The organism is Pseudomonas sp. BF-RE-22, from assembly GCF_019956155.1.
GTDB classification, from domain to species: Bacteria; Pseudomonadota; Gammaproteobacteria; order Pseudomonadales; family Pseudomonadaceae; genus Aquipseudomonas; species Aquipseudomonas migulae.
In genome coordinates this window covers 1-13077 of the sequence record NZ_JAHBDD010000004.1, presented here as the reverse complement: position 1 = coordinate 13077, position 13077 = coordinate 1, and the positions used below count along the sequence as shown (strand labels likewise).

The following is a 13077-nucleotide window of genomic DNA, read 5'->3' as shown; positions in this document are numbered from 1 at the left end:
ATGGCAACCGAAAAACCGGCATCAAATTATGAAACGTGTCACCAGGCCGTTGAGGTCGATTGCCAGCCGCGACAGTTCCTGACTGGCGGCCGAAGTCTGGGTGGCGCCGGCGGCGGTCTGGGTCGAGAGATCGCGAATGTTCACCAGGTTCTGATCGACTTCCCGGGCCACCAGCGCTTGCTGTTCGGCGGCGCTGGCGATGACAAGGTTGCGTTCGTTGATCTGCGAGATCGATGCGGTGATTTTCTCCAGGGCGCTGCCGGCACTGTTGGCCCGGCGCAAGGTCTGGCCGGCGTGTTCGGCACTGCTTTGCAGCGCGCTGACCGTGGCCCCGGTGCCGTGCTGGATGTTGTTGATCATCAGCTCGATTTCTTCGGTGGAGTTCTGGGTGCGTTGCGCCAGCGAGCGCACTTCATCGGCCACCACGGCAAACCCGCGCCCGGCTTCACCGGCGCGTGCGGCTTCGATGGCCGCATTGAGCGCCAACAGGTTGGTCTGCCCGGCGATGCCGCGAATCACTTCCAGCACTTTGCTGATGTCCTGCGCCTGAACCGCCAGGCCCTCGGCCCGTTCCGAGGCGCCAAGCACTTCGCTGACCAGCCCCTGAATCGCGGTGATGGTTTCAGTGACCTGCACGTGGCCGTGCTTGCTGTCCTCGTTCGACGCCTGGGAGGCCTCGGCGCTGGACACGGCATTCGCGGCGACCTCGTCCACCGCAGTGCTCATCTCGGTGACGGCGGTGGCGGCCATCTCGATCTGGTCGTTCTGCTGCTGCAGGCCGCGTGTGCTTTCCTCCATCACCGAACTCATCTCCTCGGCTGCCGACGCCAGTTGGCGCGCCGAGTCGCTGATGCCGCGAATGGTCGTGCGCAGGTTGCCTTGCATGTCGGCGAGGGCGTTGAGCAATTGCGCGGCTTCGTCCTTGCCGTGGCTGGCAATCTGTCCGCTGAGGTCGCCCGCGGCAATCCGGCGTGCGACCTGCAGCGCCTGATTGATCGGCGTGGTGATGCTGCGCGTCAGCAACCAGGCCAACAGCAGCGTGGCAAGCAGTGCAATCACGATGATCGTGCCGACGATCCATTGCGCGCGCTGATACATCAACGCGGCGGCGTCCGCAGCGGTATCGGCGCCTTGCTGATTGAAACTGATCATCGATTCCAGGACTTTATCCAGCACGATGCCCTGCGGGGCCAGTTCACTGTTGAGGCGGGCGTAGGCCTGCTCATCCTGGCCGGCATCGATCTGCGCGAGGATCTGATCGAGGATGGCCAGGTACTTCGCAACGGCGGCATTCAGGCTGTCGAGCATGGCCCGTTCCTGGTCGCTGGACAGCAGCGTCTTGTGGTCGTTGAGGCGCTTTTGCAATTCCTGGCGTTGCGCGTTGAGGATGCCTTTGCTCCTTTCCCGCACAGCGCTCTGGCTGTTGGCGATCAACCGCAACGATTCCAGGCGGATGGTGGCGATGTTGGACGCGCTGTCATGGATGCTCTCGATGCTCGGCATCCACGATTCCTCGATGACCGATGCACTCTCGCGCAGGGTCGCCATCTGACCCAGGCCGAACATCCCGACCAGCACCAGCAGGCTGGCCAGCACAGCAAAACTCAAGCTCGCGCGCAAACCTATGCGCATGTTCCTTATAGGCATCTTATGTGCTCCTTGGGCATTTTGAGAGGTAGTCCTCGTGGACCGAGGATCTTGTTTTTAGGCGGGTGAACGTGGGGTGTATATCAAAGAGCCATCATCTTGGTAAGACCAATCCGAGAGCGCTTTTCAGGCGGGCTGGCATTCCGGGAAAAGCAGAAAATCTAAAGGCTGACGTTTGCCTCAGCGTGGATTGGATCCGTACACCTGATAATCAGAGGGCTGTAGATGAATCGATTAAGTGGAATGAAGGGGACTGGTTAGGTTGTTTACTGACCGAACGGTCGATTAAAAAAAGTCCGAAAAAACTGCGCCCATGAGTGATTCATTCGTTTTCGGACCGAAATTAGGCTTCTCCTGCACCCGGTTCACTGGCTAAGCTCAGGCCTTCCGAATTCCCGTAGAGGTCTCACCATGCCGCAGCAATGGCCAGCCGCCGACATCGCCCGAATGATCCTCGATGGCTTTGACGATTACCGCGAGCATTTCCGGCAGATCACCGACGGCGCCCGAGCGCGTTTCGAGCAAGCCCAATGGCAGGAAACGCAAATCGCCTCGGCGGCGCGGATCAACCTCTACGAAGATAAAGTCAGCGAAACGGTGGACCGGCTGCGCATCGCGTTCGACGCCGACACGCTGGATGTCAGCTGCTGGCCACTGGTCAAAAGCGCCTACATCAGCCTGATCGACCTGCGTTTCGACGATGAGCTGTCCGAGACCTGGTACAACTCGATCTTCTGCGGGCTGTTCAGCCACGACCTGATCAGCGACGGCTGCATGTTCATCCACACCACCCGGCCAAGCCTGCGCCGGGCCCGCGCCGCGCAAACCCGCACCTACAAACCTCAGGGGCAGTTGTCAGGCATGTTGGCGAGCATTTTTGCCGACTACCGTTTCAGCGAGGATTACGCCGACCTCGCGGGCGATCTGCGTCGCCTCGAAGCACAACTGCGCGAGAACCTGCCGGACTGGGTGTGCAAGGATCCCGAGCTGAGCGTCGAGCTGTTTTCCTCGGTGTTGTACCGCAACAAGGGCGCTTACCTGGTGGGGCGCATCTACACCACCGATGAGCAATGGCCGCTGGCGATTCCACTGCTGCACCTTGAGGGCCGAGGCATCCAGATCGATGCGTTGATTACCGACGAAGCCGACGTGTCGATCATCTTCTCGTTCACCCGTTCCTACTTCATGGTCGATGTGCCGGTGCCGGCGGAGTTCATCGGTTTCCTGCGGCGGATCCTGCCGGGCAAGCACATCGCCGAGCTGTACACCTCGATCGGGTTCTACAAGCACGGCAAGTCGGAGTTTTACCGGGCGCTGATCAACCACCTGGCCAGCACCGACGACCAGTTCATCATGGCCCCCGGCGTGCGCGGCATGGTGATGAGCGTGTTCACGCTGCCGGGTTTCAACACCGTGTTCAAAATCATCAAGGACCGTTTCTCACCGTCGAAAAACGTCGACCGCGCGACGGTGATCGAGAAATACCGGCTGGTGAAAAGCGTCGACCGCGTCGGGCGCATGGCCGATACCCAGGAGTTCGCCGATTTCCGTTTTCCGTTGAGCAAGTTCGAGCCGGCGTGTCTGGAAGAATTGCTGGACGTGGCGGCGTCTACCGTGTCGGTGGAAGGCGACACGGTATTGATCCGCCACTGCTGGACCGAGCGGCGGATGACGCCGTTGAACCTGTACCTGGAAAACGCCAACGAGGCGCAGGTGCACGACGCGCTGGAAGATTACGGCCTGGCGATCAAGCAACTGGCGGCGGCGAACATTTTTCCTGGCGACATGCTGCTGAAAAACTTCGGCGTCACCCGTCACGGTCGTGTGGTGTTTTATGACTACGACGAGATCTGCTTCCTGACCGAAGCCAACTTCCGCCACATCCCGCAACCGCGCACGCCGGAAGACGAAATGGCGTCCGAGCCGTGGTATTCGATCGGGCCGCTGGATGTGTTCCCCGAGGAGTTTCCGCCGTTTCTGTTTGCCGATTCCGCGCAGCGGCGCTTGTTCGATCAGTTGCACGGCGAGTTGTACAACGCCGATTACTGGAAAAGCCTGCAAGAGGCGATTCGTGCGGGCAAGGTGATCGACGTGTTCCCGTATCGGCGCAAGGGCATGGATACCGAATGACACCACAACCCTTGTAGGAGCCGGCTTGCTGGCGATGGCGGCCTGACAGACACCCATGAAGTGACTGATACACCGCTATCGCCAGCAAGCCGGCTCCTACAAGGGATCTCGCTTGTCCTCTAAATCTGCGACAATCCGCCCCCTGCGCCACTAGACGACTTATTGCGTACCTGATGACTGACGAATCGCCTTCACTCGACAAACTGCTGAAAAACCTCGATCACGCCATGCTCGCCGACCGCCACCGGCTGCGTCGGCAGTTGCTTGAGCTGCGCAAGAAACCTGACGAAGCCAAGCTGGCCCAGTGGGTGGCGCGCATGCAGGCGTCCTGTGATCAGGTGTTGGCGCGACGCGCCAGCCTGCCGGTGATTCGTTACGACGACAGCCTGCCCATCGCCGCCAAGCGCGATGAAATCAAGGAAGCGCTGCTCAAGCATCAGGTGCTGATCATCGCCGGCGAAACCGGCTCGGGCAAAACCACCCAGTTGCCGAAGATCTGCCTGGAAATCGGTCGCGGCCAGCATGGCCTGATCGGCCACACCCAGCCACGTCGAATTGCGGCGCGCAGCGTGGCGAGCCGGGTTGCCGAAGAACTGGCGACGCCATTGGGCGCGCTGGTCGGCTATCAGGTGCGGTTCGAGGATCAGAGCGATTCCAATACGCTGATCAAACTGATGACCGACGGCATCCTGCTGGCGGAAACCCAGAACGACCGCTACCTCGAACGCTACGACACGATCATCGTCGACGAAGCCCACGAACGCAGCCTCAACATCGACTTCCTGCTCGGTTACCTGAAAACCCTGCTGCCCCGTCGTCCGGACCTGAAAGTCATCATCACCTCGGCGACCATCGACCTGGAACGTTTCTCCAAGCACTTCGACGATGCGCCCATCGTTGAGGTCTCCGGCCGCACCTTCCCGGTGGAAACCTGGTATCGCCCGCTGACCCTGGAACAGGATGAAGAGGGCAACCGCGTCGAGGATGACCTGACCGTGGATCAGGCGATCCTCGCCACCCTCGACGAAATCGCCGCGTTCGAACGCAGCGAGCGCAAGAGCCCCGGCGACGTGCTGGTGTTCCTGCCCGGCGAGCGCGAGATTCGCGACGCCGCCGACATGCTGCGCAAGGCGCAACTCAAGCACACCGAAATCCTGCCGTTGTACGCACGCTTGTCGCCGGCCGAACAGCAGCGGATTTTCCAGTCGCACCCGGGTCGTCGCGTGGTGCTGGCGACCAACGTCGCCGAAACGTCGCTGACCGTGCCGGGCATTCGTTACGTGATCGACAGCGGCACCGCGCGCATCAGCCGTTACAGCTACCGCGCCAAGGTCCAGCGCCTACCCATCGAAGCGATTTCCCAGGCCAGCGCCAACCAGCGTAAAGGTCGATGCGGTCGGGTTGAGCCAGGCATTTGCGTACGGCTGTTCAGCGAAGAAGACTTCATCGGTCGCCCGGAATTTACCGACCCGGAAATCCTGCGGACCAACCTCGCGGCGGTGATTTTGCAGATGCTGCATCTGCGCCTCGGCGAGATCACCGATTTCCCGTTTATCGAGCCACCCGATGGCAAGGCCATCAGCGATGGTTTCAACCTGCTGCAAGAACTGTCGGCGGTGGACCGCAACAGCCAGCTGACCCCGCTAGGTCGCCAATTGGCGCGCCTGCCGGTGGACCCGCGCATGGGCCGCATGCTGCTGGAAGCGGCGAAACTCGGCAGCTTGCAGGAAGTGCTGATCGTCGCCAGTGCGATGTCGATTCAAGACCCGCGCGAGCGTCCACCAGAGCGTCAGCAAGCGGCGGATCAGGCGCATGCGCAATGGAAAGACGTGGACTCGGACTTCGCCGGGCTGGTCAATCTGTGGCGTGGTTTTGAAGAGCAACGCCAGGCGCTGACGGCCAGTCCGTTGCGTAACTGGTGCCGCAAGAATTTCCTCAACTACCTGCGGCTGCGCGAGTGGCGCGACTCGCACCGTCAGTTGAGTTTGATCTGCCGCGACATGCAGTTGAGCCTGAACAAAGAGCCGGCGGATTACCCAAAGCTGCACAAAGCCGTGCTCTCGGGCCTGCTCAGCCAGATCGGGCAGAAAACCGATGAAGGCGATTACCTCGGTGCCCGGCAGCGGCGCTTCTGGATTCACCCGTCATCGGGCCTCGGCAAAAAGCGTCCGCAATGGCTGATGACCGCCGAACTGGTGGAAACCACCAAGCTCTACGCGCGCATGGTCGCGAAGATCGATGCTGACTGGATCGAGCCGCTTGCCGGGCACCTGATCAAGAAAAACCACTTCGAACCCCATTGGGAGAAGAAGCGCGGGCAGGTCGTGGCGTTCGAGCAGATCACCTTGTTCGGGCTGATCGTGGTCGGTCGCCGGCCGGTGCATTACGGGCCGATCGACCCGGTGGTGTCCCGTGAGTTTTTCATTCGCGAAGGCCTGGTGCGCGGCGAGATTCAATCCAAAGCCAAGTGCCTGACCGCCAACCAGCAACTGCTGGAACAGCTCGACGAGCTGGAAGCCAAGGCTCGCCGTCGCGACATTCTGGCCGACGAAGAAACCCTGTTCGCCTTCTACGATGCGCGACTGCCGGCGGAGATTCACCAGACCGCGACCTTCGACAGCTGGTATCGGGTCAACAGCCAGAAAGACCCGCAACTGCTGATCATGCGCGAAGAGGACGTGTTGGCCCGCGAGGCCAGTGAAGTCACCGCGCTGCATTACCCGGACACCTTGCACATTGGCGATCTGGAACTGGCGCTCAGTTACCATTTCGAACCGAACCACCCGCGTGACGGCGTGACCCTGCGCGTGCCGGCGCCGCTGTTGCCGATGCTGCCGCCGGAACGTCTGGAATGGCTGGTGCCCGGCGTGATCGAGGCCAAGTGCATTGCCTTGGTGCGCAACCTGCCCAAGGCGCTGCGCAAGAATTTCGTGCCGGTGCCGGACTTCGTCAAAGCCGCGTTGCAGCGCATGACCTTTGCCGAGGGCTCGTTGCCTCAGGCATTGGGTCGCGAGTTGCTGCGCATGACCGGTGCGCGGGTCAGCGATGAGGCGTGGGCCGAAGCGGCGCAGCAGGTCGAAAATCACCTGCGGATGAACCTGGAAATCGTCGATGGCCAGGGCAAGTTCCTCGGCGAAGGACGAGATCTGGCGGAGCTCACCGCGCGATTCGCTGAAGCCAGCCAGGCGGCATTGGCCGTCCCGCAAACGGCAAAAAGTCAGCAGCCGGTGGAGGCGAAAGTCTTCGCCGCCGTGGCGGAAAAGACCCAACAGAAGATTGCCGGATTGTCGATGACGGTGTATCCGGCGCTGGTCGAAGAGGCCGGCACGGTCAAGGAAGGGCGGTTCTCGACGCCGGCCGAAGCCGAGTTCCAGCATCGCCGCGCGTTGCAGCGCCTGCTGATGCAACAACTGGCGGAACCGGCGAAGTTCCTGCGCGGCAAGTTGCCTGGCCTGACGGAGCTGGGCCTGATGTACCGCGACATGGGCCGCGTCGACAGTCTGGTGGAAGACATTCTGCTGGCCAGTCTCGACAGCTGCATCCTCGACGGCGAAGACCCGTTGCCGCGTGATGGCGCCGGATTGGCGGCGCTGGCCGAACGCAAGCGCGGCGGCTGGACCGAGCATGCCGAGCGTCTGGCGAAGCTGACCCTGGAAATTCTCAAGCTCTGGCACGGCCTGCAAAAACGCTTCAAGGGCAAGATTGATCTGGCGCAGGCCGTGGCGTTGAATGACATCAAGCAGCAGCTCAGTCATCTGGTGTATCCGGGTTTCGTCCGCGAAACGCCGATGCAGTGGTTCAAGGAACTGCCGCGTTACCTGAAAGCCATCGAGCAGCGCTTCGAGAAACTGGCTGCGCAGGTGCAGAAGGATCGGGTCTGGAGCGGTGAGCTGTCCGGCCTCTGGACTCAATACCAGACCCGCGCCAACAAACACGCCCAGGAAGGCAAACGCGATCCGCAGCTTGAGCTCTATCGCTGGTGGCTGGAGGAGTACCGGGTTTCGCTGTTCGCCCAGCAGTTGGGGACCAAGGTGCCGATCTCCGACAAACGCCTGAACAAGCAATGGACCCAGGTCGAACCCTAAAACCTGTAGGAGCACGGCTTGCCGGCGAAGGCGTCTTTGAGTGCGATGCAAGGTTCAAGGCCGCCTTCGCCGGCAAGCCGTGCTCCTACAGGTTGGATATCTGCCATTTGTCATTACTTGAAACGTAGTGCCGTTGCACTCGCAAAAGGCGCCAAACCCCAACGTTTATGGCAAACTTCGCGCCTATAAACGCCGGCCCCGCGGTTTTGAGCCTCCACAGGTTCGGGCGGTTCGGAATAAAGCGATGCCAGGTTTGCTTCCTGTGACGGGAACAGACCCTTTATGTATTGGTACGTCGGTGCCAATGCTTTCTGCCTGAACAGATTAGAGAAACGACCATGCATAACGTCGTCATCAGCGGCACCGGCCTGTACACCCCGGCCAACAGCATTTCCAACGAAGAGCTGGTGCAGTCTTTCAACGCTTACGTCGCGCAGTTCAACGCCGACAACGCCGACGCCATCGCCCGTGGCGAAGTCGAGGCATTGACCGAATCCAGCGCCGCGTTTATCGAAAAAGCCTCCGGTATCAAAAGCCGCTTCGTCATGGACAAGGACGGCATTCTCGACCCGCAACGCATGGCGCCACGCCTGCCGGAGCGCTCGAACGACGAGTGGTCGGTGCTTTGCCAGATGGCCATCGGCGCAGCCGAACAAGCCTTGCAGCGCGCCGGCAAAACCGCGGCGGACATCGACGGCGTGATCGTCGCGTGCTCCAACCTGCAACGCGCCTACCCGGCCATCGCCATCGAAGTCCAGGAAGCGCTGGGCATCCAGGGTTTCGGTTTCGACATGAACGTGGCCTGCTCCTCGGCGACCTTCGGCATTCAAGCGGCGGCCAACAGCGTGCAACTGGGCCAGGCCCGGGCAGTGCTGATGGTCAACCCGGAAGTCTGCACCGGTCACCTGAACTTCCGTGACCGCGACAGCCACTTCATCTTCGGCGACGCGGCCACTGCAGTGATCATCGAGCGAGCGGACCTGGCGACGTCCAAGTATCAGTTCGACGTGGTCAGCACCAAGCTGCTGACCAAGTTCTCCAACAACATCCGCAACAACTTCGGCTTCCTCAACCGCGCGGCAGAAGAGGGCATCGGTGCCAAGGACAAACTGTTCGTGCAGGAAGGCCGCAAGGTGTTCAAGGAAGTCTGCCCGATGGTGGCCGAGCTGATCGGTGCGCACCTGGAAGAGAACCAGCTCAACGTCGGCGACGTGAAGCGCTTCTGGCTGCACCAGGCCAACCTCAGCATGAACCACTTGATCGTGAGGAAACTGCTGGGTCGCGAAGCCACCGAAGCAGAAGCCCCGGTGATTCTCGACACCTACGCCAACACCAGCTCTGCGGGCTCGGTGATTGCGTTTCACAAGAACCAGGATGATCTGGCGGCGGGTTCGCTGGCGGTGCTCAGCTCGTTCGGCGCCGGTTATTCGATTGGTAGCGTGATTCTGCGCAAGCGTTGAGTTGTCGCGGTAAATGAAAAGATCGCAGCCTGCGAAGGCTGCGATCTTTTTTTTGCATAAAAAAACTCGCGCTGCTGAATCGGACGGATGATGGGGACCGATACAGCAGCGCGAGTTTGTAAAAGCAGTTTGGGCGTCCTTGCCCGAACCGTGTAGCAGGGATCAGAACTTGGCTTCGGCATCCAGTTGCAGGGTGTTGATTTTCGAGTCCCGCAGGGTGGCGTTGGTGTAGTCGGAATCAGCCATGAAGTACGTCGCGCCGAGGGCGAAGTTCTTGTCGATCTCGTAGCTCACTTTCAACTTGCTGCCGCGCGAACCGGTGAAACCGTTGGCGAAGTCAGAGTCGGTGAAGGCGCCGACCACGGCGTTACGCTGTACGTCACGATAGTTGTAGTCCACGCCGAAGCCGAAGACGTTGGTCTTGACACCGGCCAGCCAGCCCATGTCCTGATCGTTGCTGGCATCGTCGTTGTTGACGACTTGACCGTAGATCGACAGTGGCATTGGCAGGCCGCCGATGTCGAGCTGACCAAAGCCTTCGTACAGTTTGAACTGTTCGTTCGCCGTGTTGCCGTTAATGGCCAGTCGGCAGGTGTTCGCCGCACAGGTATTGTTGATGTCGTTGTCGTTGTCGTAAGCGTAGAGACTGCCACCCAAGGTCATTTTCAGGTTATCAGTGATCGCGAAACGCGCGCCCAACTGGCCTGAGTACAGACGCAGGTCGTGGCGGAACTGCTTGCCTTCGCCGTCGACGTTGTCCTTGAGGGTGAAGTGGCCGGCGCTACCGAACAGCTCGGTGCTGCCGCCCAGCGGGTATTTGTAAGTCACTGCCAGACCTTCCGGGTTGATGTCGCTATCCCAGATGATGTCGCCCATGCTCACCCATGGTTGCGCCATCTTGCCGCCGATCAAGTGCAGATTCTTGATGGCGTCAGGGTGGTAGTCGACGTAACCCTGGTCCAGCCAGATATCCTTCTTGGTGAAGTTGCCATCCAGGCTCTGGTTGGTGGAACGAGAGTCGTTGTCGCTGCCAGTGGCAATACGGATGCCGGTGTCCACTTGCGGGTTGATTGCAGTGTAGGCACCCAGGCGGACGCGAATACGTTGACGATCCTGGTCGCCGGTGTTGGAAACACCGTCGTTCTTGACCGTTTCCTGGCGGAAACGCACGTCACCCTTGAACTGGGTCTTGGCAGCCCACGCCAGTTTCTGGTCGAAGGTGCTCAGTGCTTCGGTTTTCTTCGCGGTGGCCGCGATCTGCTCGTTAGTCTCTTGCTGAGCCTGACGGGCGATTTGCTGATCCTTCTGATCCCTGGCCAGCTCGGCTTGCAACTCGCTGTACTGCGCGTTGGTAATCGAACCGTTAGCCTTCAGCATGTCGAGCAGTTTGGCGTCGACTGCGGCGCTGGCCGGAACACTCATGGCCAGCAGCAGGCCGCCACACAGGGCCGCCGCAGTTTTCGTGGAAGCAAGACGCATATCAATCTCCGAAGATGAGAGGGGATGACTTAGCCATCCAGGGCACAACCGACCGATGTCGGACGGAAAACAGTGATCGGGATAGAACCCGACGCTCTAAAAACTGGCGCCAGTATCGCGATGGTTTATGACAAGGCAGTGGCAAAGTGATGGCGGCTCGATGACGATACAAAGTGCGAAGGAACTTTCTATTCCGGGCCCTGTCGGCGGATCACGAGTGTGGATTGCGCCTCGATAGGCGATACTCGCGAGGCTTTTACGCCAAGAAGTGGAGAGGGAAGTGATGCCGCTGCAACGCCTGGAACGACTGTCCGAAATAGCCCCGCACACCTGGGATGCCCTGGTGCCGGATGATCAGCCGTTTCTGCGCCATGCCTTTCTCAGTTCACTGGAGGACAGCGGCAGCGTCGGTCCGCATTCCGGTTGGCAGCCCGAGCATTTGTTGCACATGGACGGGGACCGGTTGATCGCCGCGCTGCCCAGTTACCGCAAATGGCATTCCTATGGCGAGTACGTGTTTGATCACGCCTGGGCCGATGCCTGCGAGCGTGCCGGCATCGACTATTACCCCAAACTGTTGACCGCCGTGCCGTTCAGTCCGGTCAGCGGACCGCGCTTGCTGGCGGCCTTGGTCGAGGACGGTTTCGAGCTGCTGAAAAGTTTGCCGGGCTACCTCGAGATCGAAGAACTCTCCAGTGCGCACATCAATTTCACCGATCCGTTCACCGACGCGGCGCTGGCCGAACAACCTGGCTGGCTGCAGCGCATCGGCTGTCAGTACCACTGGCAAAATCGCGGCTATCGGGATTTTCAGGACTTCCTCGACGTCCTCAGTTCGCGCAAGCGCAAGCAGATGCGCAAAGAGCGCGAGCAAGTGGCGGGGCAGGGGTTTGATTTCGAGTGGCTGGAAGGCAAGCAACTGGATCAGGCGCAGTGGGATTTCGTTTACGCCTGTTACGCCAACACCTACGCGGTGCGCCGGCAACGGCCCTATCTGACGCGGGAATTTTTCAGTCTGTTGGCCGAGCGCATGCCGGAATCGATTCGCGTGGTCCTGGCCAAACAGGGCTCACGGCCGGTGGCCATGGCCTTCAGCCTGGTGGGCGGCGACAGTTTTTATGGGCGTTACTGGGGCTGTCTGGCGGAGTTCGATCGTCTGCATTTCGAGACGTGTTTCTATCAAGGGATGGACTACGCAATTGCCAACGGTTTTCAGCGTTTCGATGCCGGTGCTCAGGGTGAGCACAAACTGATTCGCGGGTTTGAACCGGTGATCACCCATTCCTGGCACTACTTGCGCCATCCCGGCTTGAAAGCCGCCGTCAAAGACTTCCTTCATCAGGAGCGTCTCGGCGTCCTGGCCTATGCCGAGGAAGCGAGGACCGCCTTGCCTTACCGACAGGACTGATCCTCTTCCATGGGGTCAAGTGCCTTCCTTGCCCAGCCACCGATACGTCACACCACCGACCACCGCACCCAGCAGCGGCGCGACCCAGAACATCCACAGTTGCGCGATCGCCCAGCCGCCGACAATCAGGGCCGGGCCGGTACTGCGGGCCGGGTTGACCGAGGTGTTGGTGATGGGAATCGAGATCAGGTGGATCAGTGTCAGGGCCAGGCCGATGGCGATCGGTGCCAGCCCGGCCGGCGCACGTTTGTCGGTGGCGCCGAGGATGATCAGCACAAACATCGCCGTCATTACCAGCTCACAGACAAAGCCTGCGGCCATCGAGTATTTGCCGGGGGAGTGTTCGCCGTAGCCGTTGGAGGCCAGGCCGGCGGAGAGGTCGAAGCCTTCCTTGCCGCTGGCGATGTAGTAGATCAACGCGGCGGCGATGATCCCGCCGATGACCTGGGCGATGATGTAGGCGGGCAGTTCCTTGGCGGGGAATCGGCCACCGACTGACAAACCGACCGATACGGCGGGGTTGAGATGACAACCGGAGATGTGGCCGATGGCGAAGGCCATGGTCAGTACGGTGAGACCAAACGCGATGGCCACACCGAGCACTCCGATTCCAAGCGGAGAAGACGCGGCCAGAACCGCACTGCCGCAACCCCCCAACACCAGCCAGAACGTACCTAACAACTCAGTGACTGAACGTTTGAACAGAGACATGAGAGTGTCCTTGATAGGTTTCCTATCGAGACTGTATCGAGTTATGCATCCTGCAGATTTACGACAGGCTCATCTCCAGAACCTTGGCTGAGTACAGCAGGGTTTTTCTGGAATTCCAGTGGGCTTAGAGCTGTTGGGGGCTGGGGGTTATGGGGGG

Annotated in this window: 7 protein-coding genes; 4 read left to right on the top strand and 3 right to left on the bottom strand. The window is 60.4% G+C overall.

What is annotated here, in order from left to right; translation table 11 throughout:
* Window positions 1-21: 21 nt before the first annotated feature.
* Complete coding sequence (locus tag KGA82_RS02730) at window positions 22-1632, bottom strand: methyl-accepting chemotaxis protein (protein ID WP_411737736.1); 1611 nt, start codon at window positions 1630-1632, stop codon at window positions 22-24.
* A gap of 426 nt (window positions 1633-2058) precedes the next feature.
* Here KGA82_RS02730 and aceK point away from each other — a divergent pair, with 426 nt between their 5' ends.
* The 3 genes from aceK (at window position 2059) to KGA82_RS02715 (ending at window position 9322) form a co-directional block, all read left to right on the top strand.
* Window positions 2059-3777, top strand: coding sequence for a bifunctional isocitrate dehydrogenase kinase/phosphatase (gene aceK, locus KGA82_RS02725; RefSeq protein ID WP_008029042.1), 1719 nt, complete (start codon window positions 2059-2061; stop codon window positions 3775-3777).
* A gap of 173 nt (window positions 3778-3950) precedes the next feature.
* The gene (gene hrpA / locus KGA82_RS02720) at window positions 3951-7862 is read left to right on the top strand and encodes an ATP-dependent RNA helicase HrpA (RefSeq protein WP_223449571.1); all 3912 of its coding nucleotides are present in this window, start codon (window positions 3951-3953) and stop codon (window positions 7860-7862) included.
* 338 nt (window positions 7863-8200) lie between these two features.
* The gene (locus KGA82_RS02715) at window positions 8201-9322 is read left to right on the top strand and encodes a beta-ketoacyl-ACP synthase III (RefSeq protein WP_008029037.1); all 1122 of its coding nucleotides are present in this window, start codon (window positions 8201-8203) and stop codon (window positions 9320-9322) included.
* A 162-nt stretch (window positions 9323-9484) separates the two neighbouring features.
* On the opposite strand, the gene KGA82_RS02710 is transcribed toward KGA82_RS02715, so the two are convergent.
* Window positions 9485-10801, bottom strand: coding sequence for a putative porin (locus tag KGA82_RS02710; RefSeq protein ID WP_008029035.1), 1317 nt, complete (start codon window positions 10799-10801; stop codon window positions 9485-9487).
* 283 nt (window positions 10802-11084) lie between these two features.
* Here KGA82_RS02710 and KGA82_RS02705 point away from each other — a divergent pair, with 283 nt between their 5' ends.
* Window positions 11085-12209: a GNAT family N-acetyltransferase gene (locus KGA82_RS02705; RefSeq protein ID WP_223449570.1), complete on the top strand. Its 1125-nt coding sequence runs from the start codon at window positions 11085-11087 to the stop codon at window positions 12207-12209.
* 15 nt (window positions 12210-12224) lie between these two features.
* Here KGA82_RS02705 and aqpZ read toward each other — a convergent pair whose 3' ends face one another.
* A complete protein-coding gene (gene aqpZ / locus KGA82_RS02700) occupies window positions 12225-12920 on the bottom strand; it encodes an aquaporin Z (protein WP_008029032.1) in 696 nt (231 codons plus the stop codon).
* Window positions 12921-13077: the final 157 nt, after the last annotated feature.

Excerpts from the sequence above, each read along its gene's own strand:
- KGA82_RS02730 (WP_411737736.1), bottom strand. The coding sequence starts at position 1,632 with ATGCGCATAGGTTTGCGCGCGAGCTTGAGTTTTGCTGTGCTGGCCAGC.
- hrpA (WP_223449571.1), top strand. The coding sequence starts at position 3,951 with ATGACTGACGAATCGCCTTCACTCGACAAACTGCTGAAAAACCTCGAT.
- KGA82_RS02705 (WP_223449570.1), top strand. The coding sequence starts at position 11,085 with ATGCCGCTGCAACGCCTGGAACGACTGTCCGAAATAGCCCCGCACACC.
- KGA82_RS02715 (WP_008029037.1), top strand. The coding sequence starts at position 8,201 with ATGCATAACGTCGTCATCAGCGGCACCGGCCTGTACACCCCGGCCAAC.
- aqpZ (WP_008029032.1), bottom strand. The coding sequence starts at position 12,920 with ATGTCTCTGTTCAAACGTTCAGTCACTGAGTTGTTAGGTACGTTCTGG.
- aceK (WP_008029042.1), top strand. The coding sequence starts at position 2,059 with ATGCCGCAGCAATGGCCAGCCGCCGACATCGCCCGAATGATCCTCGAT.
- KGA82_RS02710 (WP_008029035.1), bottom strand. The coding sequence starts at position 10,801 with ATGCGTCTTGCTTCCACGAAAACTGCGGCGGCCCTGTGTGGCGGCCTG.